Source organism: Brevibacterium sp. NPDC049920, assembly GCF_040656435.1.
GTDB classification, from domain to species: Bacteria; Actinomycetota; Actinomycetes; order Actinomycetales; family Brevibacteriaceae; genus Brevibacterium; species Brevibacterium pityocampae.
Genome location: NZ_JBFAMF010000003.1, coordinates 1 through 26,916 on the forward strand (window position 1 = coordinate 1; position 26,916 = coordinate 26,916).

Here is a 26,916-nt window from a genome sequence, read left to right on the forward strand (position 1 = left end):
GGATCCCGCCGACAGAGTCCATGACTGCTGCGACGTGGATGTGTTTGTGGGTGTCGATGCCGATTACGATGTGCCCTGATCTGAACTGCTCAACAGGAACGCCCGTGCGATCTTTGAATCGCTCTGGGTTTCGTTCCGTTTTTCAAGCAAGTATGGAGATCCGCAAGCTCGGCCGCACCATGAAGCAACGCGCCGACATCCTCGCCTTCTTCGACCGGCCCGGCACAAGCAACGGGCCCACGGAGGCGATCAACGGCCGGCTCGAGCACCTCCACGGCTCCGCCCTCGGGTTCCGCAACCTCACCCACTACATCGCGAGATCGCTGCTCGAAGCCGGAGGCTTCAGACTCGCGCTACACCCTCATTCGTGAAGGGCCCTTTTCAGTCTCCGGGGTGGGCGGTCTGGTCCGCGAGGAGACGAGCGGCCTCCGCAGCGTATGGTGCTTCCACTTGGACCTCGTAGTGGCCCGCCTCAAGGGTCTCCAGTGAGTCGAAGTCCCGTCGGCCGCCCTTAGCCAGGTGTCCAAGGAAGTAAAGCAAAGCGCCCCAAACTGCGCCAGAGGCGACCGAGATGATCAGGATGGCCAGCCAACCGAATCCGGGGGCGAACAGCCCGAACAGCAGACCTAGCAGAACACCGAACCATGCTCCAACGCCTGCGCCCCGTAGCGCAGCCTTTCCTCCTGTCAAGCGACCGAGTACATGCTCGACGACACGAACGTCGAGCCCCACGATCGCCACTCGTTCCACAGCGAAGCCGGCGTCGGAAAGACGGTCAACCGCTGCCTGCGCACTGGCGTAGTCAGAGAACCGCGCGATCGTTTGTTTCCAGCGGGGGTCATTGGTGAACGGGGGCTCACTAGCGTCCTGTTCCGGAGGGTTGTTGCGAGGGGCCTCGGGGCTGGTCATGGGCGTACTCCTTTAGTGAAAACTGGATGAATCACCGTGCTAAGACCAGAAGGCTGGGTGCACGCCCGTCTTCCGGTCTTGCGAAGCCGGGTGTTGCGCCGTTCGGCATCAGGGAAAGGTCGCCCCTGTTTGCTTTCGGCGCGTGCTGCGAACGAGAAGCTAACTCTGGCTCGTCGATGGGTCTCCGGCCGGGCGTTACTCCTGAGGCGAGTGCTGACTCAGGACATGAATCTTGCGCGGCTTGGCTTTCTCGCTGACCGGGATGACCAGGCTCAGCACGCCGTTGTCGTACGAGGCGGAGATGTTCGCCGAGTCCACACCCTCACCGATGCTGAACTGGCGGGGGTAGGTACCCGCCGGTCGCTCCTGAACGAGCCACTTGGCTCCCTCGGTGTGGGGTGCAGTGCGCTGGGCGCGGATGGTCAGCAGCTGACCGTCGACGTCGATGTCTACCGACTCCGGATCGACCCCGGGCAGGTCGGCGGTGAGAATGTAACGGTCAGCTTCACGGTACAGGTCTACCGGCATCACACGCGGTCCCGGACGGGACTGAAGCAGGCCGGACGCGAGGCGGTCGAGCTCGCTCAAAATCGAACGACATTGCCATGATGAATCATCTCCTTTCCGTATGCGGGTCCTCGGGTCTATCCCGATGCCTTTAAATTAGCACTCTCCACGCGGGAGCGCCATCGTTTTTGACCCTTTCATCTGGTTATTTCTCGTACCAAGAATCTGCTTTCTTGGGCGAAATCGTCATGCTGTCACCGCCTCGGCGACGACTCGCGCGAGGCGCTTGCCGATGAGGTGGTTCGTTGCCCGCACACGCCGAACGGTGACCCCCATCATCCGCTCCACGATGCGCAGCACGGCTTCGGAGCGGAACTCGTCGAGGTCGCCCATGATGACGTCGATGGGGGCTTTGACATGGGCGATGTCGCTGAGAGTGGTCTGTGACTCGATGGAGTGCTGCAACGACTTGACGAATGGCTCCCAGTTGCGTTCAGTGATATCTACAGCTTTGGGGATGGGCAGCAGCCGCTGTACCAGCGCAGCGTGCCGGAGGGTGAACTCCCGGTTCGTGCGGAGGTACTCGTAGAGCCGCAGGTAGAAGTCCATCCGGGCCCGCTCGATGACGTCCCCTATTTCATGGGGTGCGAGATAGATAGGTGGGCTGACCATCACGAGCTTCGCGACTCGCTTTTGCCGCCGGGCGGCGTACCGGGCGCCGATGAGGGCGCCCATGGAATGCCCGACCACAGTGAACGGCTCGCGCAGCCGCAGCGACGCGACCGTCCGCTCGATAGCGGCGACATGGTCGGCCAGGGTGTAATCGGCCCACTCCGGCGCCGGCGACTCGCCGAAGCCGAGCAGGTCGATGGCGATGCACCGGTGGGTGCGCTCGAGCAGCGGGATCACGTGGTGAAACGTCACCGACGAGGACGCGATACCGTGCAGCAGCAGCACCGTCGGGCCCTCGCCGCGTTCCTCGGCGATATGCAGCACCGGCATGCGGCGAAACCACCTCATCCGACGCAACGTCGAGCGGATCTCGCCCGCTACGCCCGCATGGGCCACCGGAGGATCCGCGGGTTCTCCCACGGCTGCCGGGTTCGGGGAGGCTTGCGGCATCAGGTGTCCCTGGATGTCGGAGCTCCTGCGCACACCCGACTGTGACGACCCTCGTTCAGGTACTCGTGGATCTGCCGGACCACACTGGCGCCCTCACCCACAGCCGAGGTCATTCGCCTCACAGACCCGTGCCGTACATCGCCGATAGCGAAGACCCCGGGGATGGTGGTCTCCAAAGAGAAGTGGGGGCTTCCTTCCGTCCGCGCGCCGGCCAGCTCCGCCTCCGCGCCGGTGAGGATGTACCCGTCAGGATCGCGTGCCACATCGACCTTCAATACCGTCGTCGCCGGAGCGGCGCCGACGAAGACGAACACGTGCCCCACGGGGAGCTTCTCCAGCACGTCACCGTGACGGACTGTGATCGCTTCCAAACGGTTGCCGCCGTGTGCTTCCACGACCTCCGAGGACAGCAGCACGTTGATACGGGGGTGATGTTGGATCTGGTCCACCAGGTACCTGGACATTCCCGCTCCCAGGTCCGCGGCGCGCACCACAAGGTGCACACGGGAGGACGTGCGGGCAAGAAACAGCGCGGCCTGGCCGGCGGAGTTGCCGCCGCCGACAACAGCGACAGGTGTGTCTACGCACATCCGCGCTTCCTGCGCTGTTGCCGCGTAGAACACGTTCGAGGTCTGGAACCGGTCCAGGCCCGCGGCGGGAAGCGAGCGGTATCGCACCCCGGTGGCAAGGACCACCACATCCGAGGTGACCTCCCTGCCATCTTCGAAGATCACCCGGAAGCGGTCCTCATCCTCCACGACCTCCTGGACCGTGGTCGGGATGTCCAACGTGGCACCGAACTTGCGCACTTGCAGGAGGCTGCGGTCGGCGAGCTCAGTGCCGGAGATTCCGGCGGGAAACCCCAGATAGTTCTCGATCTTCGCTGACGTTCCCGCCTGCCCGCCGGTGGCGACCGCGTCGCACAGGTAGACCGACAACCCATCGGAGGCTGCGTACACCGCCGCGGCAAGACCAGCCGGCCCACCGCCGACGACCACCACATCGCAGGTGGCCGGTGGGGCGGGCGGGCGCATCCCCAACTCTTCGGCAAGCCGTGCCGGGGTGGCATCCAGGACGGTGCGTGAGCCGCCGAGGATCACCAGCGGGAAGTCGGCGACGGTGGCGCCGAGCTGGCGAACCAGTCGCTCCGCTTTCTCGTCCTCATCCAGGTCCACCAGCCGGTGGGGCAGCTGGTTTCGTGCGATGAAGTCCAGCAGATCCCGGGTCTGCGGGGAGAAGCAGGAGCCGACGATCCGCAGGCCCGCTCCCGCCCCGATGGCCAGGGAGCGGCGGATGAGGTAGGCCCGCAGGATGATCTCACCCAACAGCGGGTCCGAGGTGACGATGGCCTCCAGCTCATCGACGGGCACCTCCACCACCTCGGCGGCGCCGATGGCGGAGACGAACACGAAAGACGGCTGTCCTTCCAGCAGCCCGACATCCCCCACGAACCGGCCGCGGCCGTGCACCCCGACCGCCAAGGGCTCATCGGAGTGGCGCGGATCCGCCACAGGTTCGGTGTCCGCCGTCAGCAGGTGCCCTTCCAGGACGACATAGAGGGAGGACGGGTGCTCGCCGGGCTGGATGAGAACCTCCCCGTCGGTGAGTGTGCGGCGCTGCCCTCGTACGAGCAGCACCGCGATCTGCTCGTCGCTGAGCCGCGGGAAGGCGCCGATGGTGTCAGGCGTCTCGGCCTGAGCGTTCTGGCGGCGGTTGGCGGCGGGCGTGTCACTCATAGATACGCTTCGTCCACATAGCACCAGCTCCAGTTCTCCCCCAGCTCCAGCGACCGCACGATGGGGTGCCCCGCCGTGAGCGCATGCGCGCGAGCGTGCCGCATCGGGGAGGAGTCGCAGCACCCGACCTTCCCGCAGGTGCGACACATCCGCAGGTGCAGCCAGGGCGTGCCGGCCGCCACGCAGTCCTCACATGACCCGGGTGTCCGGGGACGGACCGGGGGGGATGAGCGGGACGTGTGGGTCGACGTATCTCATGGGGCACCGCCGGCCGAGCCAGCCTTCTTCTGCAGCGCCTCGTCCACCCAGCGCAGCAGCACGTCCGGCGGGGCGGCTCCGGATTGGCGGGAGAGCACGTTCCCTTGGTTGAGGATGAGCAGGGTCGGCACCGTCTGGACGGAGAACTTGCGGGCCGTCTCCGGCGCGGCGTCCACGTCCACTTTCACCAGCTTGAGCTCGCCGGCACGTTCCGTGGCGACCTTTTCGAGGGCAGGGCTGACCATCCGGCACGGTCCGCACCAGGTCGCCCACAAGTCCACGAGCACCACTTGCGGGGCCTTCTCGACCACCTCGGCGAAGTCCGCATCGCCCGCATCGACGATCCACGGCACGACGCTCTTGCAGGCGCCGCAGCGCGGGTACCCCGACGCGGCGGCGGGGACACGGTTCTTCTTCCCGCAGTTGGGGCAGGTCACAATCGCGCTCACGCCGCGTCATCCTCTTCGACGGGCGCTTCGATGTTGAAGACGAGGTCGCCGTCCTGCACATCCAGCGTGACCGACGACCCGTCCATCACCTGGCCGCTCAGCAGGGCACGACCCAGCCGGGTCTCGATCTCATGGCTGATGTAGCGTCGCAGCGGACGCGCACCGTACACAGGGTCGTAGCCGCGGTCGGCGATGAGCTGGCGTGCCGCGGGCGTCAGCTCGATGCGAATCTGACGCTCAGCCAGCCGGGAGCGCAGGTCGGTGAACTGCAGCTCCACAATGTCGTGGATCTGTTCACGACCCAGCGGCGAGAACACCACGATGTCATCCACCCGGTTGAGGAACTCGGGACGGAAGTGGGCACGCAACTCAGCGAGCACATTGTTTCGCACGTCGTCGGGGATCGCGCCGCCATCGGAGCCCAACAGGTGATGGGCACCGATGTTGGAGGTCATGATGACGATGGTGTTGCGGAAGTCGACGGTGCGTCCCTGGCTGTCGGTGATACGGCCGTCGTCGAGGACCTGCAGCAGCGTGTTGAACACGTCCGGGTGCGCTTTCTCGATCTCGTCGAGAAGGACCACGCTGTACGGGTGGCGGCGCACCGCCTCGGTCAGCTGCCCTCCCTCGTCGTACCCGACATACCCGGGAGGTGCACCGACGAGCCGGCTGACGGTGTGACGTTCCTGGTACTCGCTCATGTCCAGCCGGACCATCGCCGACTCGCTGTCGAACAGTGCTTGCGCGAGCGCTTTGGCCAGTTCGGTCTTTCCCACTCCGGTGGGGCCGAGGAAGATGAACGAGCCGATGGGCCGGCGCGGGTCGCGGATGCCGGAGCGGGCACGGATAATCGCGTCGCTGACGAGCGTGATGGCCTCATCCTGACCGACCACCCGCTCCTTGAGGGTGGCGTCCAGGGTGAGGATCTTGTTGCGTTCACCTTCCTGCAGCCGGGCCACGGGGATCCCCGTCCACGCTGCGACGATCTCGGCGATCTCGTCCTCGGTGACCACCTCCCGCAGCAGCCGCTGCTGGCCTTGTTTGGAGGTGAGACGCTCCTCCTCGGCGTGCAGGCGTCGTTCCGCGTCAGCGAGAGCCCCGTACCGCAGTTCAGCGGCACGGTTGAGGTCGTAGGAGCGCTCAGCTTCCTCCGCCTCCCGCCGCAGCCGCTCCAGCTCACCGCGCAGCTCCTGGACCTTGCGGATCGCTTGACGCTCCGCCTCCCACTGGGCGCGCTTGGAGCCCGCCTCCGCCTTCAGGTCGGTCAGTTCCCGGCGCAGCTCCTCCAGCCGGTTCTTGCTGGCAGTGTCCGTTTCCTTCGACAGCGCTGCTTCCTCGATCTCCAGGCGGGTCACCCGCCGGGTCAGCTCGTCGAGCTCAGCGGGCATTGAGTCGATCTCGGTTCGCAGTCGCGCGCAGGCTTCGTCGATGAGGTCGATGGCCTTGTCGGGCAGGAACCGGTCGGAGATGTACCGGTGGGACAGCACGGCGGCAGCGACCAGTGCGCTGTCCTGGATGCGGACACCGTGGAAGACCTCCAGCCGTTCGCGCAGGCCGCGGAGGATGGAGATCGCGTCCTCCACGTCAGGCTCCTCGACCATCACCGTCTGGAACCGGCGTTCCAGGGCCGCGTCCTTCTCGATGTGCTTGCGGTACTCATCGAGGGTGGTGGCACCGATGAGGTGCAGCTCCCCGCGGGCGAGCATCGGCTTGAGCATGTTGCCGGCGTCCATCGCCCCTTCGGTTGCTCCCGCCCCCACCAGGGTGTGCAGCTCGTCGATGAACAGCAGGATGCGTCCCTCCCCTGCCTTCACCTCCGCCAGGACTGCCTTCATTCGCTCCTCGAACTCGCCCCGGTACTTCGCGCCGGCGACCAGGGCAGAGAGGTCCAGCGAGAACACGGTCTTGTCGCGAAGGCCCTCGGGCACGTCCTCACTCAAGATCCGCTGGGCAAGGCCCTCCACGATGGCGGTCTTTCCGACACCGGGCTCGCCGATGAGGACGGGGTTGTTCTTGGTCTTGCGGGAGAGGATTTGGATGACCCGGCGGATCTCCGCATCACGCCCGATGACCGGGTCAAGCTTGCCCAACCGGGCGTCAGCGACCAGGTCACGGCCGTACTTCTCCAACGCCTCGTACGTCTGCTCGGGGGTGGCGGAGTTGACGTGCTGGTTGCCGCGGATCTTGGTGAGCGCGCTGAGGAAGCTCTCCCGGGTGACACCGTGCCCGCGCAGCACGCGGGACGCGGCACGGTTGGAGGAGTCGTCGGCGAGGGCCAGAACGAGATGCTCCACGGAGATGTAGGAGTCTTTCAGCCGCTTTGCCTCCCGCTCCGCTTGTTCCAGGGTGGACGTGAGGCTGCGGCTCACGTAGACCTGACCGGTCTGCGGGGAGGACCCGGAGACGCTGGGCTTGCGGGCGATCTCCGCTTCGACGTCGGCGCGTACCGCTTCCACGTCAGCACCCGCTGTCTGCAGCAGTCGGGGAACCAGCCCCTCCTCCTGCTGCAGCAGTGCGAGCAGGAGATGCTCCTCATCCGTCTCGATCTGACCGGCCTGGACCGCGATGCTCTGGGCCGAGGTGAGCGCTTCCTGCGACTTCTGAGTGAGTGAGTTCATGTCCATGGGGTGTCTCCTTCAAGTCGGATGGTCCGGTGCTGCTCGAGCTGCTCGATGCGGGCGAGCAGATCGAGCACGAGTGCGATGCCGGCGTAGTTCACGGCAAGATCGGAGTGCAGACGCACGATGGTGCGCACGCGGGCGGGGACGGTACGGGCGAACCACAGCCGGCCGCTGGTGTCGACGTGGGCGGTGACCAGCCCCAGCTCGACGAACTTCCGCAGCGTATCCGGGTGGATACCTGCGGCCACCGCGGTCGCCGCCAGGTCGACCCGGGCGACACGGACGGGCAGGTGATGTGAGGTCATGATCCTCTCCTGGCATCAAACGACGATTCGTCACGGAGCTGTTCGAACAGCTCCTTCTCCTTCTTGCTGAGAGTGCGGGGAACGACGACCTTCACCCGCGCATACAGGTCTCCCGGCTGTCCTCTGCGGGGCATCCCCTGCCCGCGCAGGCGGAGCCGCCTGCCAGTGGACGAGCCGGGCGGAACGTGCACGGTGACCGGGCCGCCGGGGGTGGGCACGCTGACATCCGCGCCCAGCGCCGCCTCCCACGGTGAGATGGGAAGGTCCGTTTCGATGTCCGCGCCGCTGAGCCGGTACCGCTTACTGTCCTTCACGCGCAGCGTGACCAGCAGGTCCCCATCCTGTCCGTCGGCGCCCGCTCCGCCTGCACCCGCGATCCGCAACCGCTGCCCGTCGACAGCGCCCGCTGGGATGTCGATGGTGTACTCCTGCGCGCCGCCGTACGGGGACGCGACCTGCACGGTGCGCCGCCCGCCCCGGTAGGCCTCCTCGACGGTGATCTCCAACTCCGCGTTGTGGTCGGCGCCGCGACCGAATCCACCGAAGCCGCCCCCGAAGAGGTCCTCCCAGTTCACGCTCTGCGCGCCGCCCCCGCTCCACGTGTATCGGGTGCCGCCGCTGCCGCGCGGCTGCTCGGAGGAGCGAGCCGCGTCCGCGGCGGCGTACTGCCGGAAGTTCTCACCGAACCGGTCGTACTGTGAGCGGGTTTCCGGGTCCGACAGCACATCGTGGGCTTCACTGATCCGTTTGAAGGTTTCCTCCGCCCCCGGGGTCTTGTTGACGTCCGGGTGGAACTTGCGGGCCTTCTCCCGGTAGGCGCGGCGGATCTCCTTCTGATCCGCCGACCGGGAGACCCCCAGCGCGCTGTAGAGATCCTCCGCCATGTCCTACTCCTCTTCCGGCCTGCGGGTGACCACGACCGCAGCCGGTCGCAGCATCCGCTCAGGCGTTCCGAACCCGGGGCGAGTGACGGCGAGGATGCTGCGCGGCGGGACGCTGGCATCCTCGACGACCGAGACCGCCTCGTGCAGCTGCGGGTCGAACTCCGCACCGTCGATGACAATCTCGGGGTACCCGAGTGCGCGCAACGCATCAGCGGCCTGCGCCCGGACGGCCTGCATGCCACCCAGAACGCCCTCGTCAAGGTCCTCCCCGAAGCTGAGCGCCCGGTCCAGCCCGTCGACAACGGGCAAGAAGGCTTTGGCGGTGTGCCGCCGCTCCTGCTCGCGGACGGTCTGGATCTCGCGCGCCATCCGTTTGCGGAGGTTGTCGTAGTCCGCCGCCGCCCGGCGCCACCGGTCCTCGGCCGTCTCCAACTGGGCGGCGACCGCTGCTTGCGCGGCGCGGATCTCCTCCGGGGACACGTCGGTGAGGTCGTCGTTCAGCAGGTCCACGGCCCGCGTGTCCTCGTTCTGCTCCTCGACCATTGCGATCCTCCCTCCGTGCTACTTGTCGAATTCGGCGTCGACGACGTCGTCGTCGTCCTGAGCGGGCTGCTCAGCGTGGCTGGCGTTCGCGCGGGCCGCAGCAAGGGACTGCGCAAGCTGCAGCAGCTCGCCGGTGCGCTCTTTCGCTTCCTGCTCGCCGACGTTGTTCTGCACTGCCTCGCGGGCCTGCGTGATGAGCAGCTCCGCGCGGGCACGCTCGTGCGCCGGTGCGGCGTCGCCGAGCTCGCGCAGTACCCGCTCGACCTGGTATGCGGCGGAGTCCAGCTCGTTGCGGGCGTCCACGGCCTGGCGCAGCGCCTGGTCGTCAGCACGGTGCTGCTCGGCTTCCTTAATCATCCGGTCGATCTCGCCCTGGTCCAGATTCGAGGTGTCGCTGATGGTGATGCCCTGCTCGGTGCCGGTGTCCTTGTCCTTCGCCGTCACGTTCAGGATGCCGTTCGCGTCGATGTCGAAGGTGACCTCGACCTGCGCTTCACCGCGAGGAGCGGGCCGAATGCCGGTGAGCTGGAACCGGCCCAGCACCCGGTTGTCTGCGGCGTTCTCCCGCTCGCCCTGCAGGACGACGATCTCCACCGACGGCTGGTTGTCTTCGGCCGTGGAGAACACCTCGCTGCGTCGGGCGGGGATGGTGGTGTTGCGTTCGATGATCTTCGTCATCACGCCACCGCGGGTCTCCACACCCAGCGACAGCGGGGTGACATCCAGCAGCAGCACGTCGTCGACGTCGCCCTTGAGGACGCCCGCCTGGATGGCGGCGCCGACAGCGACCACCTCATCGGGGTTCACCGTCATGTTCGGCTCCTTGCCGCCGGTGAGCCGCTTGACGAGCGCTTGGACAGCGGGGATGCGGGTGGAACCGCCCACGAGGATGACCTCGTCGATATCGTTCTCGCTGATCTTCGCGTCGGCCATCGCCTGACGCACCGGACCGAGGCACCGCTCAACGAGGTCAGCGGTGAGGTCTTCGAACTTGGACCGCTTCACGGTCATAGTGAGGTGCTTGGGTCCGCTGGCGTCGGCGGTGATGAAGGGCAGGCTAACCTGGGTCTGGGACACCGAGCTGAGCTCGACCTTCGCCTTCTCGGCCGCCTCGAACAGTCGCTGCAGCGCCTGCGGGTCGTTGCGCAGGTCGATGCCGTTCTCGTTCTTGAACTCGTCGGCAAAGTAGTCCACCAGCCGGCGGTCGAAGTCGTCGCCGCCCAGGTGGGTGTCACCGGCGGTGGATCGCACTTCGACGACCCCGTCGCCCACGTCGAGGAGGCTGACATCGAACGTGCCGCCACCGAGGTCGAACACCAGGAGGGTCTCGTGGTTCTTCTTGTCCATTCCGTACGCCAGTGCGGCGGCGGTGGGCTCGTTGATGATGCGCAGCACCTCGAGCCCGGCGATGCGTCCGGCGTCCTTGGTCGCGGTGCGTTGGGCGTCGTTGAAGTAGGCGGGAACGGTGATGACGGCCTCGGTCACCTTCTCACCGAGGAACTTGCTGGCGTCGTCGACGAGCTTGCGCAGCACCTGGGCGCTGATCTCCTCCGGCGCGTACTGCTTGCCGCGGATGTTGAACCGTGCTTCGCCGTTGGGGCCTTCCACGATGTCGAAGCCGACGGCGTTGGCTTCCTCCTTGATCTCGTCGAAGGACCGGCCGATGAACCGCTTGGCGGACGAGATGGTGCCCTTCGGGTTGAGGATGCTCTGCCGGCGGGCAAGCTGCCCCACCAGCCGTTCACCGTCCTCGGTGAAAGCGACCACCGACGGGGTAGTGCGGGCTCCCTCTGCGTTCGGGATGACCTTCTCCTCGCCGTTCTCCCAGACGGCGATAACGGAGTTCGTGGTTCCCAGATCGATTCCTACTGCCTTGGCCATGATGGTTGTTCCTTTTCTTGTCACGTGAGACACGTTTCAGGGGTCGTCAGAGAGCACGCCAGGATCGGCGCAGGCGCAGGGCTGAGTGCCCAGAGTCAGGAAGCAGGCTGCTTCAGGGGGATCTTTCCGGACGGCGGGCTGCTCGATGGGCATCGCCACCCGCAGCACGCCCAGGTCGCAGCTGGCGGTGATGCTGTCGCTGTCGATGCCGGGCGACACTCCCACCAGCCGCATGAATTGCCCGTGGGGGCCGTCCGGCGGTGAACCACTTCGCGCCGGCGGTCGCGGACTGGGCCGCTTGACCGCGCGGACGGTGAGCGGCTGGCCGCCCACCCAGCTCGAGGGACTCCGAGTCGATGCCTGGCAGGTTCGCCTCAGGAACGTACTCGTCGCCCTCTCGGGACGGATCGACCGACATCGAGCGCGGATCCATCTGCTGAGCGATGCGCACGTCCGCACATGAGGTCACCATCTCACTCCCCCCATTTAAGCTGAGTCGCTATAACTCCACTGCCGATGTTTGTTCGACGCGCGAACGCGCGGTAGAGCTACGTCGTTCTGGTACCAGACTGGACCCCACGTAGGCATTTTGCAAGTGATTCGCCTGACGAACGGAGCCTGAACCGCTTTCCAGACCGGCGCGTCCACAGGGCTCAGCCCCACCACCGCGCCGTCGCGCTCAGCGAGCCAAAGCGTCTTGACTGCTCCGAGCCTGGACAAGATGCGTCCTGTCACCGGGTCATTGGGTTCGATGAGCATGGACAGCACCAACGTCGCGGTGCGCTCGTCATTCGCGACCTCACTAAAGCTGGTCATCATCGGTTCCTCTCGGCGCTCGTTACCGACGAGGTGCGCCGAGCGCTACCGACGGATCAGCAACTTGGAACCGCAGCTACGAGTCATCGCTCGCCTCGTCCACGATGAGTCCAGCCTCGACCAGTGCAGCCCGCACGGCCTTACGGTCCACGCCCATCCGGCGACCGATGGCCCGCATCGAGACGCCCGCTCGGGTGAGCCGCACGGCCTCGGCCTTCTCGTCGATCCCCAGCCTTGGTCGGCGGCTCGGCACGTTGCGGCGACGCAGATGGGAGAACACGGTGGCGCGGTGAATGCCGTACCTCTCAGCGAGCGCCTTGACTCTCATCCCGGCCAGGTAGTCGCCGACGAGGGCGTCCACCTCGGAGTCGGTCAGAAAAGTTTGAGCCGTCTCGACAGTGCTCGCAACAGGGCCACGACCATCCTTCGGAGCGGTATCCTGGGGACGTCGAGAGACCTCGTAGACCCCACGGTCTAGGCGGTTGACCAGGGTTTTTGTCTTGGGGGCGGAGTTGCCGAACGTACTACTCAGGCACCCCGAGGGATGCCCCAGGGCATCGGAAGCGCCCCGAACCGAACGGTTCGGGGCGCTTCGCTGTGCCGTGGCCCGCGCCCGGGTCGCGGGTCGTCGGGGTGGAGGGGATGCGCCGTGCGACGGCTCACAGCGAGCGCTGGATGCGGCATCCCGTGCGCTCGATGTATGCGCCGATGAAGGGCTCCGGGTCGAAGAGGTCCTCCGGGGCCGCGATGCCCGGATGCCGTGCCTCGCCACTGAGGATGGAACGTGCGGCCCAGGCGGCCGGCAGGGCGGTGAGCTCCGCTCCGGTGCACCGCAGATCCGCATCCCTGATCGGGTTGTCCACGGTCACCTGGGCCGTCTCGCCTGAGCGGGTGCCGGTGGCGATGATCCGCCATGCGCTGCCGATCGGGCGGGTGCTCGGCACGGCGCCCGGGATCGCCGCCGCATGGTCGTTGTCGAGCAGGCGGGCGAAGAACCCGCGGGGCGACAGGCCCGTGCCCGGAACCGGGCCGTCGGCGGTGAGGCCGAGCCGGGCGAAGTCCTGCCACAGCCGATTGGTCTCTGCTGACAGCCAGGAGTAGCGGATCGTCGCGCGCTCGAGACCGTACCGGCGGGCCAGCGTGATCGGCTCCGGATGGCCCATGTATCCGAAGGTGTGGGTGCCGAACGGTTCGGGCAGCGACTCCTCGACGGCTCCTCCCCAGGCGGGGACGGCCCGCTGCTCCCGATCGATGACCTGGAGCACCTCGCCGGACAGCGCGTGGAGCATGTGCTCGTTGATCGTCACCCCGAAGCTCGGCATGGTCGGCACACCCACGAGGATGTCGATCGACCGGACCTCGTCGAGCCCCTCGGCCGCCCAGCGGGCGGCGAGGTTGGTGATCCCCGGTGAAGCCCCGCAGCCGAGGAGCACGGTCGCGCCGGCGTCCCGCGCGGCGAGGTCGAGCGCAGGATCGGCGAACACCTCGGCGGTGACGTCGTACTCGTCGCACACATCTACGCAGTGGGTGCCGGTGTCCACCGCCGCCTCGATGACGCGACGGCCGAAGCGGAAGACCGGCCCCACGCCGTTGAGCACAGCATCGGCGTCGCCGAGCAGCTCGCGCAGCCCGGCGGGGTCGGTGACGTCGACCCGGGCGGGGCGGGCGCCCACCCTGGCGGCGAGGTCCCGCGCGCGCCCCTCGTCCCTGTCCGCCACGGTGAGGCGGATATCGCCGTCCCGGGCCAGTTCCTGTGCGGCGGCGCTCGTGATCTCGCCGCATCCCATGATCACCATGTGCATCGCAGTCTCCATTCGTCGTGTGCTCGCATTCCATCAACAGGATTGGCAATATTGTTGATAGTTGTCAAGGTTGATAGAATTACGGGAGCAGGACGATCTCGACGACGAAGGGAGAGCACATGGCTTCGGTGGAGGAGGCCCTCGACGCGGTGGCGGATCTGACGGAGAGCTTCGGGGAGCTCATCGAGTCGGGAACGCGACGTCTCGGTCTGACACCGGTGCGCGCCCGTGTGGTGTTCGCCCTCCACGAGGGCGGGCCGGCGCGTCAGCGCACCCTGGGCCGGGCTCTCGGCATGAGCCCGCAGCAGCTCGCGGTGATCTGCGAAGCGCTCGTGGGCAAGGGCCTGGTGCGCAGGGACCCGGATCCCGACGATCGACGCGCACTGCGGCTGAGTCTGACCGATGACGGTGAGGACGCGGCGGCGGAGATCGCCCGGCTGCGCAGGGAGGTCGGCGAGGCGCTGCTCGGGGACCTCGATGGGGAGAGCCGGTCGACGCTGCAGGCGCTCTGCACGACGATGATCGCCCGTGCGGGGCGCGTCTCCGGTCGGTGACCGGGCCTGGCGGGCGGTCAGCCGTGCTCAGCCGCCCGTGCACCGGGGCGGCCCTGCTCACCCCGCCCCACCACGGCGGCTCCTGCGGTGAACACGATTCCCGTGACGATCTCGAGCACGAGGCCGAGCTGAGCGAGGTCGAGGGCGTGGGCCGCGACCGCGGCGATCAGCGTCGCTCCGCCGGTCGCCGCGATCGCGGCAGACCGCTCGAGCAGGCCGTAGAGGACGAAGCACGCCCCGATCGTCAGCCATGAGGCGATGGCGCGCGTGCCGGGTACCATGCCGAGCAGCGTCCCGCCGGCGATGAGGAGGACGACGACCCCGAGGTACCCCCACCGCGGTCCGGACAGGCGCGGCGGGTGCGCGCCGAACCACCAGAAGGCGACGCCCGCCACCGCGGCGGCCATGACGACGAAGTACGCGAGGTAGATCGGTGAATCCGGATCGTCGACGACCGCGTAGAGCACCGCCCCGCCGAACGACACGAGCGCGACGAGGGCGAGGAGGAGCCAGTTGTTCCTCTCGGATCCGGTGCGTTGCGGGGAGTCGGTGCGCGTCGAGTCCATGCCTCCCGAGGCTAGTCAGCGGTCGGTGGGACCGTCCAACTCCGCGCGAGCACGTCGTCTCACCGCGCGGTCGGGTCGCTCGGGTCGTCGTGCAGGCCGTGCACCGGATCCGGGAGGACCTCCGGGAGCTCGGTTCCGGGATCCTCGTCCCCGTGGAGCGAGCCGAGGCCGTAGGCGACTTCGAGGTTGCGGCGGGTGAGCGCCTGCTCCGGCGGGCCTGAGGCGAGCACCCGGCCCGAGGTCAGCAGCACATGGTCGGCCGCACGCGCCTCCTCGAGATCGTGGGTGGTCATGACGACGGAGTGGCCGTGCTCGTGCTCGGCATGGATGATCCGGTCGATCGTCCGCGCGGACACGATGTCGAGCCCGGTGAGCGGCTCGTCGAGGAGGAGCGCGATGTGGTCCTGCGCGAGCGCCTGGGCGACGTACACGCGCTGGCGCTGACCACCGGACAGCTCCGAGAGGTGTCGGCGCGCCAGATCGGTGATCCCGAGCGCCTCCATCGCCTGCTGCACACGCTGCCGGTCGTGCCGCCGGAACGGGCGGAACCAGCCGAGCGTCGAGTAGCGGCCCATCGCCACGACCTCGCGCACGGTGAGCGGGATGCCGGCGGGCACCTCGACGGCCTGCATGACGTAGGCGACCTTGCGCCAGCCGAGCGCGGGCTTCGCCCCGAGCACCCGCAGGCGCCCGGCGCGCGGCGGCATGAGGCCGGCGATCGCGTGGAGGAGCGTGGATTTGCCCGAGCCGTTGGGGCCGATGATCGCGACGACGTCGCCCTGCCGCAGCGTGAACGTCGAGCGTGCGGTCGCGATGTGCTGCCCGTAGGCGAGCACGATGCCCTCGGCCTCGGCGAGCGGCACCTCCGCCGGGGTGAGGACGTGCTCGGGATCGGTGAAGGACTCGTGGAGCCGGGAATCCGGAGCCCGGCGCCCGGCGACCCCGTGCCCGGTGCCGTGCCCCGCCCGGTCGCCCCCGGGATCCTCACGGCTTCCGGTCGCCGGCACCGAGGCCGGTCCGGCGGGCGCGGTGCCGCTGTGCGGGTCGAGCACCGACGCGCCCGGCGCCCGGCGCTCCGGCGCGGAGCCCGGGGCGAGCACCGAGTCCGCGCTCCCGGCGGAGGGCTCGCCGCGTCCGACGGTGCGATGGCGCCCGGCCTGGACGAGCTGGCGGATGATCAGGGTGAGGAAGAACAGGGCGATCGGCACGAGGGCCATCGTCGCCGAGCCCGCGGTCCCGAGGTGGAAGCTCAGCAGCAGTCCGGCCCACACGGAGAACACTGCGATGAGCGTCGACCACGCGAACATCTGCGGCACGGTGCGCGACAGCAGCGAGGCCGTGGCCGGCGGGCCGACGAGCAGCCCGAACACGAGCATCGTGCCGACCGAGCGGAAGCCGACGATGACGGCGGCGGCGATGAGCACGAGCAGGAGCACATGGATGATCCCCGGCCGCATCCCCAGCGACTGCGCCTTGCTCTGCGAGAACGCGAGCGACAGCAGCGGACGGTAGAGGATCGCAGACGCGAGGAGCACCGCCACGGCGGGCACGAACATGCCGCGCAGCACCTCGGGCGTGACGCCGAGCGCATCGCCGAACAGGATCCCGGTGAGACTGCCGGTGTACTGGTCCATGGTGGAGATGATGACGACGCCGAGCGCCATCATCGCGACGAACAGCAGGCCGATGCCGGTGTCCTCGTGGAGCGGCGTGGCCCGGTGGATCCACTCGATGAGGAGCACCATCGCGACGATCGCCGCCGCCGCGCCGAGCGCGGGGGAGACGTCGAGGAGCATGGCGACGGCGATGCCCGGCAGGATGCCGTGGGCGAACGCGTCGCCGAAGAAGCTCATGCCGCGCAGCACGAGCCAGACGCCGACGACCGAGGCCATGACGGCCGAGATCAGACCGCCGATGAGAGCGCGCTGCTGGAATCCCAGCGCGAAGGGTTCGGTGAACCATTCCATAGTCTGCGAGCCAGTCCTGGTGGATCGGGCCGTCGGTCGCGGGCGCGACCGGCGGCGGTGCCGACGGGGTGGGGCCGACGAGGTGCGTGCCGTCCGGGGGACGGCTCCGGCCGGGCCTGCCCTGTCCGTTCCGGCAGGGCCGGTGCGGAACTCAGGCGAGCGCCTCGGCGATCTTCGTGGCGTTGTCCACCATCATGCCCTGATACGTGGCCGCCGCGGAATCCGCCGGGCCGACGCTGCCGACGTGGAGCTCGACGACGGACACATCGGTGCCGACCTCCGCGGCCACGGCGTCGATGAGCGGGGTCGAGGCGGCGGTGTTGGAGAAGATCACCGGCACCCCGGTGTCCTCGATGACGGAGGTCAGCTCCGCGAGCTCGGCCGAGGACGGCTCGGCGTCCGTCGACCCGCCGGGCACCACGACGCCGGCGACCTCGAAGTCGTAGGCCGCGGCGAAGTAGCCGAACGCCTCGTGGTCGGTGATGAGGACCCGCTTCTCCGCGGGGATGTCGGCGAGGATCTCGCCCACCTCGGCATCGGTGTCGGTGAGCTCCTGCTCGACCTTCTCGCCGCACTCGGTGTACTGGGCCTCCCCGGTCTGCTCGGTGAGGGCCTGGCCGATGATGTGGGCGGCGGTGGCCATCCGGCTCGCATCCAGCCAGAAGTGGGGGTCCTCGGAGCCGTGGTCGTGGCCGGCGTGGGGATCCGCCTCCCCGCCGGGTGCCGCAGAGTCCTCCTCGTGGGCGTGATCGTGACCGTCCTCGGCGTGCTCGTGACCTTCGTGCTCCTCGTGGCCCTCCTCGGCGTGATCATGACCCTCTTCGCCGTGCTCGTGCCCATGGTCCTCGTCCTCGGCGTGCTCGTGGCCCTCGTGGCCCTCCTCGCCGTGGTCGTGCGCCTCGCCGCCCCAGGGGATCGGGTCGACCTCGGGCGCCACCTCGAGCACGGTGGCACCGTCCTCGGCGGCGTTGGCGAGCGCGGACTCGAGCCCGCCCTCGAGCCCGAGCCCGTTGGCGATGACGAGTTCCGTGCCGGCGAGCTCGGCCACCTGGGCCGAGGACGGCTGGAAGGTATGGGGGTCGTCGCCGGGGCCCATGAGCGAGGTCGAGCTCGTCCCGGCGCACTCGGTGATCTGCCCGAGTACGCTCCCGAGCGTGCTCGAGGTCGCGATGGCGACGGGGTCGTCACCGGGCTCGGCGCCACCGCCGCTGCCGCAGGCGCTGAGGGCGAGGAGCGGGACGGCGAGCACGGCGGGGACCACGCGGCGAGAGAGCATCATCAATTCTTTCTGATTCGGAATACCGCCGATGAACACGGCGCTGAGTGCGAATATAGACCCCCGGCGAGGCGGGCAAAAATAGTGAGATAGGGATATGCGCATCCGTTCCCCCGCCCGGGCGACCCCGGCTGCGGCCGCCGGGCGCTGTGCGAGGATGGAAGAGGCGCCCGGGGCGGGCGTCGGGACGATGCGAAGGAGCACCGTGACGACCCACATCATCGACGTGCCGCTGCGGTGGCGCGATCTCGACACCAACGGCCACGTGTACCACGGGACCTATCTCACCCTGCTCGACGAGGCCCGCTCGACGTGGCTGCGCAGCGGTCTCGCGCTCGCCGGCGCCGACAGCCATCTCATCGCCCGCCTCGAGATCGACTACGTCTCCGAGCTCACCGTCGACGCGGGCACCGTGGCCGTCGAGTGCGCGATCGAGCGCCTGGGGACCACGAGCCTGCGCACTGCGGAGACCATGCGGACTCCCGACGGCACCGTCGTCGCCCGCTCCCATGCCGTCGTCGTGTTCTGGGACCGGGAGACCCGCCGGAGCGCACCGCCGTCCGCGGAGGACCGGGCCCGGCTCGAGGCGGCGCTCGCGGACCAGCCGGCACAGCCGCCCGTGGAACGCTGACCTCACTCTCCGTCCAGAATCCGCCCGCCGACCGGCGATCCGTGGTCCTGCCCTGGTGGGCGACCGCGATCCAAGATGTGACGTGGATCACCGGCGGCGGCCATCCGACCGTCGCGTCCACTCGATGAGGAGACGGTATGGCACAGGTGCAGACGGTGACGGGACCGATCGACAGCGCGGACCTCGGACGGACGCTCGTCCACGAGCATGTCTTCGTGCTCGGCGAGGAGCACCGGATCAACTATCAGGACTGGGACGAGGACGCCCGCGTCGCTCAGGCGCAGCGGGATCTCCAGGAGCTCAAGGAGCTCGGGAGCGACACGATCCTCGACCCCACCGTGCTCGGGCTCGGCCGCTACATCCCGCGCATCCAGCAGGTGGCCGCCGGCACCGACCTGCAGATCGTCGCCGCGACGGGCCTCTACACGTACAACGAGATCCCATTCCAGTTCCACTACACCGGTCCCGGGCTCCTGTTCGACGTGCCCGAGCCGCTCGTCGATCTCTTCGTCCGCGACCTCACCGAGGGGATCGCCGACACCGGGGTCCGCGCGGCCTTCCTCAAGTGCGCGATCGAGGAGCAGGGCCTCACGCGCGGCGTCGAGCGGGTGATGCGGGCGGTCGGCGAGGCGTCGGCGCGGACCGGCGCGCCGATCACCGTGCACACGAACCCGCACACCGGCTCCGGCCTCGTCGCCCAGGAGGTGCTCGCCGACATCGGCGCGGACCTCACCAAGGTCGTCATCGGCCATTCGGGCGACACGACCGACCTCGACTACCTCATGCGGGTCGCGGACAAGGGCTCGCTGCTCGGTATGGACCGGTTCGGCCTCGACGTGCTCCTGCCGTTCGAGCAGCGCGTCGACACCGTGGCCGAGCTCGTGCGCCGGGGGTACACCGACAGGGTGGTGCTTGCCCACGACGCCTCGTGCTTCATCGATTGGTTCGACGCCGAGGCGAAGGTCCAGGCGGTGCCGAAGTGGAACTTCCGCCACATCAGCGAGGACGTGCTGCCGGCGCTGCGCGAGCGCGGGGTCACCGAGGCCGACATCGACATGATGCTCGTGGCGAACCCGCGGCGCTACTTCGAGTAGGAGCTGCGGGCCTACCGGGGAAGGCGGGTCGAGCAGCAGCTGACAGGGCCCCGGCGAGCAGTCGTGCTCGCCGGGGCCCTGTCGTGGTGGCGGTGAGGCCTCAGCCCTCCGCGACCGACTCGCGGATCGCCGACACGGTGAGCGCGAGGTCCTCGGGCTCGGCGACGAAGGGCGGGGAGATCTGCAGCGCGTTGTCCGGCAGCGCCCGGAGGATCACGCCGCGCTCCGCGGCCCGGCGCACGATCGTCTCGCTGACGAGGTCCTCGGTGAACTTCACCGCGCCGAGGAATCCGGCCCGCGAGCGCACCTCGGCGATCCCGTCGACGCCCACGAGGGTGTCGAGCTCCGTGGCGAGGACGTCCTCGAGCTTGCCGGCACGGTCGACGAGGTCCTCCCGCTCGAGCACGTCGAGGTTGGCGTGCGCCACGGCGCAGGCGGTGGCGTGCCCGGAGTAGGTGACGCCGTGCCGGAAGGCCGGCGCCTCCTCGCCCCCGGTGAAGAACGGCTCCCACACGCGCTCGGCGATCTGGATCCCGCCGAGCGGTGCGTAGCCGGAGGTCAGGCCCTTGGCCATGGTGTGGATGTCGGGGTCGAGGGAGTACCGCTCCGAGGCGAACATCTTCCCGGTGCGGCCGAACCCGGTGATGACCTCGTCGGCGATGAAGAGGAAGCCGTGCTCCTTCGCCAGGCGCTGCACGGTCTCGAAGTAGCCGTCCGCGGGCCCGATGACGCCGCCGGCGCCGATCACCGGCTCGGCGACGAACGCGGCGATGCGCTGCGGGCCGATCGCGCGGATCTGCTCCTCGAGGCGCGCCGGGTCGTTCGCCGACACCCGGACGGTGTCGGGCACGAGCGACTCGGTGCCGTAGCCCTCGCGGTTGGGCTCGAGGCCGGCGATCGCGGTGCCGAAGGCGTGGAGCCCGTGGTAGGAGGTGTCGCGGGACACGATGACCGTGCGCTCGGTCTCCCCGACGGCCTGCCAGTAGCGGCGGGCGAGCTTGCAGGCGACGTCGATCGCGTCCGAGCCGCCGGAGTTGAAGATCACCTTGGGGTTCTCGATCGGCGACATCGCCGCGAGCCGGTCGGCCAGGGTGCGCGCCGGCTCGTTGATGAACCGTCCGAAGGTGTGGTAGGTCTCGAGCTCGAGCATCTGCTTGTAGGCGGCCTCGGCGAGCTCCGTGCGGCCGTGGCCGATGTTCGCGTACCAGAGGCTCGCCGAGCCGTCGAAGTACTTCTTCCCCTGCGCGTCCCACACGTAGGAGCCCTCGCCCTTGACGATCTCGATCTGGGAATCCATGACCGACGGCATCTGCGCCTGCCCGTTCCATACCCGATGCGCCATTGTGCGGTCCTCCTCGACTCGATGTGCGCTGCGGCGTGCGCCTCGTGCTCTGCGGCGTGCGCGCTGCGATGCGTGCTGTCCCGTCCAGTCTCGCCCGCCCCGTTCGGCGGGTCAATCCCGGCATGCGGAACGCGGCACGGGATGAGGAATGCGTGCGCGCCCGCCGTGGTTGCCCAGGGTATGAAGGTCATCGGAGTCACCGAGTTCGGAGGGCCCAGCGCCCTCGCCGTCCACGACGTGCCGGAACCCCACCCGGGTCCGGGCGAGGCGCGCATCCGCGTCCACGCCGCAGCCGTCAACCCCACCGACACGACGTTCCGCGCCGGGGTGCAGGACGTCAGCAGCCTCACCCCGCCCTACGTCCCCGGCATGGATGCCGCCGGAGTCGTCGACGAGGTCGGCGAGGGCAGCGCCTGGCAGGTGGGCGAGGAGGTCATGACGATGGCCGTCCCGGTGAGCGAGCACGGCGGGGCCTACGCCGAGCTCCTCGTCGCCGCCGACGACGCGCTCGTGCGGATCCCGGAGGGGGCGAGCCTGCAGCAGGCGGCCACCCTGCCGATGAACGGCCTCACCGCGCTCCAGGCGCTCGCCAAGCTCGAGCTCTCACCCGGACAGACGCTCGCCGTCACCGGGGCGGCCGGCACCCTCGGCCAGTACGCGGTGCGCCTGGCGAAGCGCGCCGGCCTCTCGGTGATCGCCGACGCGGCGGACAAGGACCGCGCACTCGTGGAGTCCGCGGGCCCGGATCACGTGGTCGAGCGCGGCGACGATGTCGCCGACCGGATCCGGGCGATCGTCCCCGACGGCGTCGACGGGCTCATCGACGCCGCGGTGATGGACGAGAAGGCGGTGCCCGCGGTGCGCGACGGCGGCGGCTACGCCGCGGTGCGGTTCTGGAAGGGGACGGGGGAGCGCGACATCCGGTTCCGCCGCACGGCCGTCGTCACCGAGTACGGCTCCCGCGCGCTGCTCGAGGACCTCCGCACTGCGGTCGAGGACGGCACCCTCGAGCTCGTCGTCGCCGACGTGCACCCGCCGGAGCAGGCCGCCGAGGCGCACGCCCGGTTCGAGCAGGGCGGTGTCCGCGGACGGCTCGTCCTCGACCTGGCAGTCTGGGCCGACTGAGCCCGGCGCACCTGGGTCAGACGTCTCAACCCGGGGAGCCGGACGGGGCGGGCGGAGTCCCCGCCGCCTTCGGCCGGCGTGAGGTGATGACGACGCCGGCGACGATGAGCATCCCGCCGAGCACCTGGATCCCCGTGATCGGGTCGCCGATGAAGAGGCCGATGATCGCGGTGAAGAACGGCACGAGGTTGAGGTAGACCCCGGCGCGCGCCGCCCCGATCCCACGCACCGCGAGGTTCCACATGAGGTAGGACAGCGCGGACGGGAAGATCCCGATGTAGACGACCCCGAGCCACGTGATCCCGTCCGCCGGGCCGGGTGCCCCGAGCACCAGCGTCGCCGGCACGAGCACCGCCGAGGCGAAGAGCGCCTGGACGGCGGTCGCCGACACCGGCGGGGAGGTCAGGAACCGGCCGAGCACCGTGTAGACGACGAACACGCTCACCGCGACGAGCATGAACAGGGTGCCGATGCCGAGGTCGAGCCCGACCCCGCCGCCGTCGAAGCGCACGAGCACGATCACCGCGCCGAGCAGGGAGAGCGCGAGCCCGAGCACCGCCGCCCCGGTCAGCCGCTCCCGGGCGACGAGGACGGCGACGACCGCGATGAGCGCAGGGCCCACCGAGTTGAGCAGCGAGGCCGACACCGAGGAGGTGTGGGCGAGCGCCAGATAGGTGAAGAGCGCGTAGCCGATGAGCCCGAGGCAGCTGAGCAGCACGTGGAGCCGCCACTCGGCGAACACCGCCTTCCAGTCCGGCTTCTCGACGAACGCGGCGAGGACGAACAGCGGCACGGTCGCCAGCACCCAGCGGACCGTGGTGAGGAAGAGCGGGGAGACGGAGTCGGCGATCAGTCCGCCGACGACGAAGTTGCCCGCCCAGAACGCGTTGGCGAGGACGAGGAAGAGGTAGTACCGGGCATCGCGCACAGCCCCACTGTACCCAGCCGCACCCGCCCGGCTGCAGGGATCCCGGCCCCGCCGCCGGCGACCTTCTCGGTGACCTCGAACCGCTCCCGGTACCGGCCCAGCAGCAGTCTGCTCTGGGAGTACAGCGCGGTGGTCGCGTTGTAGCCGAGGATCGTCGCGGGGTAGAGGAGCCACTGGGCGAGCATCGCGACGCTGCGCGCCGGCCCGTAGCGCACGGGGCGCGGCGGCAGGAGGTTCCAGAACACGACGAGCGAGATCAGCAGGCTGATCATCGCGATCTGCTGGATCATCCCGACGAGCAGCGGCATCTGGCTCACCAGCGCATCCGCACCCCCGGTCCGGCGCATGATGAGGAACGGGGTCCAGCCGCCGAGCGCGATGATCACCGACACGCAGGCGAGCGTCACGTGTCCCTCGAGCAGGGTGAGGAGATGGAGGGTGCTCCGCAGCAGCGGGACCCGCCGCTGCGCGCCGAACACGCCGGCGGCGACGTAGGCGATGTCGGAGGCCCCGTAGGACCAGCGGCTCAGCTGCCTGAATTGGGCGCCCATGGTCTGCCGCAGGGTGCCGGCCAGGACCGCGTCCTGGTGGATCGGGACGTGGATCGGCACTACCGCGTAGTCGCCCTCGAAGTGGAAGTACGAGCGCCAGAACTGGTGGCCGTCCTCGACGATCGTGCGGGTGGACCAGAAGCCCATCTCGACGAGCGCATCGAGCGGCTGGGTGTGCGAGGCGAAGTTCCGCAGCGAGAACGGCCGCACCGTGCACGTGAGGTTCCAGAAGCAGTTCGCCGAGGCGATGACGCGGGTGACGGCCGGGGCGTCCCAGATGTTGCTGAGGTACAGGCTGATCGGCTGGAAGGCGCGTCGCTTCCGCTCGAGGCAGGCGATGTACTCGTAGGCGACGTAGTCGAAGTAGCTCTCGTACGGCTTGTTGTCGCAGTCGAGAGTGGTGACGAGGACGGACTCCGCGGCGACCCCGCGCCGCACGGCGAGCGCCTGGAGGTGCTGTCCGGCATGCGTGATGTTCGCGCCCTTGCCGGCGATCTCACCGGGCAGGTCGCGCGGGTGCCGTACGAGCTCGAAGACCGCGAAGCGGTGGCCGAACTCCGCGCGCAGCCGCTGGGCGGTGTGCTCCATCTCCGCACCGCCGCGCTCCTCGTAGGCGAACACGATCCACATCTGCTCGCCCGGCGTGGAGCTGCAGGCCAGGGTGCGCAGCGTCGGGGCGATGACCGAGTACGACTCGTTGTACGCGGCGACGACCACCGCGTGGACGAGCGATGCCGGGTGCGGGTAGCGCTCAGGGTGCGCGGCGACCTGCGCGAGGAGCGCACGGTGCCGCTCGGCGCGGAAGGCATGGGGCGGGCTCGCCGGCACTCTCCGGCCCTCGAGAGTGCGTCCGATGTCGCGGAGCCGAGCGGCCCAGTCGACGCGGGCCGAGGCGCGGAACCGGGTGTAGCCGCGGGCGAGGTCGACCGAGCCGCGGATCGCGCGGAGGAACATCACCCCGACGACGCACAGCACGTAGACCGCTCCCGCCCGTGGCGACACGAGAGGCACGACGAACACGAGGAGGATCGCGGAGATGCTCACCGCGCCGGGGAGGATCTCGAACGCCCGGTAGAGCCGGCTGCGGGCCCCGAGCGGGATCTCCAGGTCGGCGGGCCCCACCCGCGAGCGGGGTGCGGTGGGGAATCCGGTCCGGGCGTGCGGCGGCAGGACGGTCATGGGACCAGGGTCGGACCGGCAGCGGTGCACGCGGTGGCGCGGACCTGCCGAACAGATGAAATCTGCTTGTACGACCGGTGCGCCGGGCCGGGGAGTGGTGATGCGGATCACTGCTCAGTAGGGTGGGCACATGGTGAACTCCCAACGGCGCGACCTCATCCGCCGACTGTCCAAGCGCGTCGAATCCGTCCACTCGGCCACGTACTTCGCCCGCCCCGTCGGCGAGGCGATCGCCGGCACCGGGGTGACGCACCCCTCGGCGATCTACTTCGCCGGGCGCGCAGCCCCGCTCGGCCGGGTCCCGGCCTCCGTGGTCGCGGCGACCTTCTACAGCTTCAACCCGGCCTACATCCGCCGGTTCGTTCCGGAGTGCTGGGACACCGCCGCCCCGGAGACAGTGCACGCCGCGCGCCTGGCCGGGGTGGAGCAGTTCCTCGCCGGCGCCTTCGGACCCGAGGCGCCGGGCGGTCGCAGCCCGGAGCTGCCCGCGCTCGCCCAGCACCTCGTCGACGCACTCGACCCTGTGCTCACCGCTCTGCTACCCGACGGCCGGACGCTGTTCGCCGCCCACCAGGAGGCGCTCGCGCCGGGCGTGCAGGCCCAGGATCCCGCCGTGCAGCCGTTCCTCGACCTGTGGAGCGCGGCGACGCTGCTGCGCGAGTACCGCGGGGACGGACACATCGGCGCCCTCGTCACCCACGACCTGTCCGGGCTCGAGGCGATCGTCCTCCACTGCCTCACCGGTACCTCGTTCCGTCCGTCCGCCGCGCGCAAGAGCCGCGGCTGGTCGGAGGAGGAGTGGAACGCCGCGGTCGAGTCGCTGCGCGAGCGCGGACTCGTGCTCGGTGCCGGGGACGAGGCCCGGATCACCGACGAGGCCGCGGCGCTGCGCGAGGAGATCGAGCAGGCGACCGACGCCTCGGTCGCGCTGTCGTGGGAGGCGCTGTCGGACGAGCGCCTCGCGGAGCTCGACGGGCAGGCGAAGGACTTCGCGAAGATCCTCGTCGCCCAGGGCGCGTTCCCGCAGAAGCTGTTCGCCACCGGCTCGGGTCTCACCAGCCGGGAGCAGGCCGACCGGGCGTAGGCGCGGGTCGGCGCCTCAGCCCTGGTCGGACGACACCCGGCGGGCGGCGGCGATCGCCTCGTCGCTCGTCGGCCCCTCGGTACGGAAGACGATCTCGCGGTAGTAGGCGAGTTCGGCGATCGAGTCCTTGATGTCGCCGAGCGCACGGTGGCCGCCGGTCTTCCCCGGGGCGTTGAAGTAGGCCTTGGGGAACCAGCGCTTGGCGAGCTCCTTGATCGAGGACACGTCGATGATCCGGTAGTGCAGGTGGTCGACGAGCTCGGGCATCTGCACCGACAGGAAGGTCTTGTCGGTGCCCACGGAGTTGCCGCCGAGCGGGGCCTTCCCCGGCTCCTTGACATGGGAGCGGATGTAATCGAGGACGGTGTCCTGCGCCTCGGCGACGGTGACCCCGTCGTCGAGCAGCGGGAGCAGCCCGGAGGTCGTGTGCATCCCGGTGACGAACGCGTTCATGTTGTCGAGCGCCGCCTGCGAGGGCTTGACGACGACGTCGACGCCCTCGTCGACGATCCCGAGGTCGAAGTCCGTCACCAGACAGGCGACCTCGATGAGCTCATCGGTGCCGACCTCGAGGCCGGTCATCTCGCAGTCGATCCATACGATTCTGTCGGTAGCCACGCCTCGATCCTACGTCGTCGACCGGTGAGGACACCGGAGGCGAGCCGGTGTGAGGTGCGCCACGGGCGCTGTCATCGAAATGTCAGGCGGGGTGTGTACCGTGGACTGCCGTCCTCCGGGGCAGGGTTCCGCACGCTCGGCGGACCCGTCCTCTAGACTGAGGAACGC

The 26,916-nt window shown here is 69.1% G+C and carries 26 protein-coding genes and 1 pseudogene; 6 read left to right on the forward strand and 21 right to left on the reverse strand.

Annotated features, from left to right (window positions below):
* Nucleotides 1-152: 152 nt before the first annotated feature.
* Nucleotides 153-371, forward strand: a pseudogene (locus AB0I45_RS03280) (transposase); the annotation flags it as partial.
* Nucleotides 372-381: 10 nt separating this feature from the next.
* Here the strand turns inward: AB0I45_RS03280 and AB0I45_RS03285 are convergent.
* From AB0I45_RS03285 to AB0I45_RS03350, 14 genes are all read right to left on the reverse strand, one after another.
* On the reverse strand, nt 382-909 hold the full coding sequence (locus AB0I45_RS03285; protein ID WP_247619178.1) for a general stress protein: 528 nt from the start codon (nt 907-909) through the stop codon (nt 382-384).
* A gap of 195 nt (nt 910-1,104) precedes the next feature.
* Nucleotides 1,105-1,437, reverse strand: a complete 333-nt coding sequence (locus AB0I45_RS03290) for an Hsp20/alpha crystallin family protein (RefSeq protein WP_295689655.1) — start codon at nt 1,435-1,437, stop codon at nt 1,105-1,107.
* 225 nt (nt 1,438-1,662) lie between these two features.
* A complete protein-coding gene (locus AB0I45_RS03295; protein ID WP_295689635.1) occupies nt 1,663-2,418 on the reverse strand; it encodes an alpha/beta hydrolase in 756 nt (251 codons plus the stop codon).
* A 119-nt stretch (nt 2,419-2,537) separates the two neighbouring features.
* Nucleotides 2,538-4,274 carry an FAD-dependent oxidoreductase gene (locus tag AB0I45_RS03300; protein WP_360316693.1) on the reverse strand — a complete coding sequence of 579 codons (1,737 nt, stop codon included), beginning with the start codon at nt 4,272-4,274 and terminating at the stop codon, nt 2,538-2,540.
* A complete protein-coding gene (locus tag AB0I45_RS03305) occupies nt 4,271-4,423 on the reverse strand; it encodes a UBP-type zinc finger domain-containing protein (RefSeq protein WP_247619181.1) in 153 nt (50 codons plus the stop codon). Before AB0I45_RS03305 ends, AB0I45_RS03300 begins: the two co-directional genes overlap by 4 nt.
* A 105-nt stretch (nt 4,424-4,528) precedes the next feature.
* Nucleotides 4,529-4,981, reverse strand: coding sequence for a thioredoxin (trxA, locus tag AB0I45_RS03310; protein ID WP_101624944.1), 453 nt, complete (start codon nt 4,979-4,981; stop codon nt 4,529-4,531).
* The gene (gene clpB, locus AB0I45_RS03315) at nt 4,978-7,605 is read right to left on the reverse strand and encodes an ATP-dependent chaperone ClpB (RefSeq protein ID WP_360316697.1); all 2,628 of its coding nucleotides are present in this window, start codon (nt 7,603-7,605) and stop codon (nt 4,978-4,980) included. The genes trxA and clpB overlap by 4 nt, the downstream gene beginning before the upstream one ends.
* Entirely contained in the window at nt 7,596-7,907 is a 312-nt protein-coding gene (locus AB0I45_RS03320; protein WP_101624946.1) for a chaperone modulator CbpM, read from the reverse strand. Before AB0I45_RS03320 ends, clpB begins: the two co-directional genes overlap by 10 nt.
* Nucleotides 7,904-8,791: a DnaJ C-terminal domain-containing protein gene (locus tag AB0I45_RS03325; RefSeq protein WP_295689639.1), complete on the reverse strand. Its 888-nt coding sequence runs from the start codon at nt 8,789-8,791 to the stop codon at nt 7,904-7,906. The genes AB0I45_RS03320 and AB0I45_RS03325 overlap by 4 nt, the downstream gene beginning before the upstream one ends.
* Before the next feature lie 3 nt (nt 8,792-8,794).
* A complete protein-coding gene (locus AB0I45_RS03330; protein ID WP_360316701.1) occupies nt 8,795-9,334 on the reverse strand; it encodes a nucleotide exchange factor GrpE in 540 nt (179 codons plus the stop codon).
* Nucleotides 9,335-9,352: 18 nt separating this feature from the next.
* Complete coding sequence (gene dnaK / locus AB0I45_RS03335; RefSeq protein ID WP_101624949.1) at nt 9,353-11,215, reverse strand: molecular chaperone DnaK; 1,863 nt, start codon at nt 11,213-11,215, stop codon at nt 9,353-9,355.
* 36 nt (nt 11,216-11,251) lie between these two features.
* Nucleotides 11,252-11,434, reverse strand: a complete 183-nt coding sequence (locus AB0I45_RS03340) for an Hsp20/alpha crystallin family protein (protein ID WP_360316705.1) — start codon at nt 11,432-11,434, stop codon at nt 11,252-11,254.
* Between the two features lie 673 nt (nt 11,435-12,107).
* Nucleotides 12,108-12,392, reverse strand: a complete 285-nt coding sequence (locus tag AB0I45_RS03345; RefSeq protein ID WP_295689643.1) for a hypothetical protein — start codon at nt 12,390-12,392, stop codon at nt 12,108-12,110.
* Nucleotides 12,393-12,690: 298 nt separating this feature from the next.
* Nucleotides 12,691-13,845, reverse strand: a complete 1,155-nt coding sequence (locus AB0I45_RS03350) for a saccharopine dehydrogenase NADP-binding domain-containing protein (protein ID WP_360316708.1) — start codon at nt 13,843-13,845, stop codon at nt 12,691-12,693.
* 107 nt (nt 13,846-13,952) lie between these two features.
* On the opposite strand from AB0I45_RS03350, the gene AB0I45_RS03355 reads away from it, so the two are divergent.
* Entirely contained in the window at nt 13,953-14,387 is a 435-nt protein-coding gene (locus AB0I45_RS03355; RefSeq protein WP_295689647.1) for a MarR family winged helix-turn-helix transcriptional regulator, read from the forward strand.
* Between the two features lie 17 nt (nt 14,388-14,404).
* Here the strand turns inward: AB0I45_RS03355 and AB0I45_RS03360 are convergent, their stop codons facing one another.
* From AB0I45_RS03360 to AB0I45_RS03370, 3 genes are all read right to left on the reverse strand, one after another.
* Nucleotides 14,405-14,953, reverse strand: coding sequence for a hypothetical protein (locus AB0I45_RS03360; protein ID WP_360316711.1), 549 nt, complete (start codon nt 14,951-14,953; stop codon nt 14,405-14,407).
* 59 nt (nt 14,954-15,012) lie between these two features.
* Nucleotides 15,013-16,920, reverse strand: coding sequence for a metal ABC transporter permease (locus AB0I45_RS03365; RefSeq protein ID WP_360316714.1), 1,908 nt, complete (start codon nt 16,918-16,920; stop codon nt 15,013-15,015).
* Between the two features lie 151 nt (nt 16,921-17,071).
* The gene (locus AB0I45_RS03370) at nt 17,072-18,199 is read right to left on the reverse strand and encodes a metal ABC transporter substrate-binding protein (RefSeq protein ID WP_360316717.1); all 1,128 of its coding nucleotides are present in this window, start codon (nt 18,197-18,199) and stop codon (nt 17,072-17,074) included.
* A 202-nt stretch (nt 18,200-18,401) separates the two neighbouring features.
* Here AB0I45_RS03370 and AB0I45_RS03375 point away from each other — a divergent pair, with 202 nt between their 5' ends.
* Together AB0I45_RS03375 and AB0I45_RS03380 are read left to right on the forward strand one after the other, a co-directional pair.
* On the forward strand, nt 18,402-18,827 hold the full coding sequence (locus tag AB0I45_RS03375) for a thioesterase family protein (protein WP_360316720.1): 426 nt from the start codon (nt 18,402-18,404) through the stop codon (nt 18,825-18,827).
* A gap of 137 nt (nt 18,828-18,964) precedes the next feature.
* Nucleotides 18,965-19,921, forward strand: coding sequence for a phosphotriesterase-related protein (locus AB0I45_RS03380; protein ID WP_360316723.1), 957 nt, complete (start codon nt 18,965-18,967; stop codon nt 19,919-19,921).
* 100 nt (nt 19,922-20,021) lie between these two features.
* Here the strand turns inward: AB0I45_RS03380 and AB0I45_RS03385 are convergent, their stop codons facing one another.
* Nucleotides 20,022-21,263, reverse strand: a complete 1,242-nt coding sequence (locus AB0I45_RS03385) for an aminotransferase class III-fold pyridoxal phosphate-dependent enzyme (protein WP_360316726.1) — start codon at nt 21,261-21,263, stop codon at nt 20,022-20,024.
* A gap of 180 nt (nt 21,264-21,443) precedes the next feature.
* On the opposite strand from AB0I45_RS03385, the gene AB0I45_RS03390 reads away from it, so the two are divergent.
* Complete coding sequence (locus tag AB0I45_RS03390; RefSeq protein WP_137320246.1) at nt 21,444-22,388, forward strand: NADP-dependent oxidoreductase; 945 nt, start codon at nt 21,444-21,446, stop codon at nt 22,386-22,388.
* 25 nt (nt 22,389-22,413) lie between these two features.
* On the opposite strand, the gene AB0I45_RS03395 is transcribed toward AB0I45_RS03390, so the two are convergent.
* Together AB0I45_RS03395 and AB0I45_RS03400 are read right to left on the reverse strand one after the other, a co-directional pair.
* The gene (locus AB0I45_RS03395) at nt 22,414-23,316 is read right to left on the reverse strand and encodes a DMT family transporter (protein ID WP_295690488.1); all 903 of its coding nucleotides are present in this window, start codon (nt 23,314-23,316) and stop codon (nt 22,414-22,416) included.
* Complete coding sequence (locus tag AB0I45_RS03400; RefSeq protein WP_295690491.1) at nt 23,238-25,046, reverse strand: glycosyltransferase family 2 protein; 1,809 nt, start codon at nt 25,044-25,046, stop codon at nt 23,238-23,240. The genes AB0I45_RS03395 and AB0I45_RS03400 overlap by 79 nt, the downstream gene beginning before the upstream one ends.
* Before the next feature lie 130 nt (nt 25,047-25,176).
* On the opposite strand from AB0I45_RS03400, the gene AB0I45_RS03405 reads away from it, so the two are divergent.
* Nucleotides 25,177-26,130 carry a hypothetical protein gene (locus AB0I45_RS03405; RefSeq protein ID WP_360316731.1) on the forward strand — a complete coding sequence of 318 codons (954 nt, stop codon included), beginning with the start codon at nt 25,177-25,179 and terminating at the stop codon, nt 26,128-26,130.
* Nucleotides 26,131-26,145: 15 nt separating this feature from the next.
* Here AB0I45_RS03405 and orn read toward each other — a convergent pair whose 3' ends face one another.
* A complete protein-coding gene (orn, locus tag AB0I45_RS03410) occupies nt 26,146-26,748 on the reverse strand; it encodes an oligoribonuclease (RefSeq protein ID WP_137320243.1) in 603 nt (200 codons plus the stop codon).
* Nucleotides 26,749-26,916 lie beyond the last annotated feature (168 nt).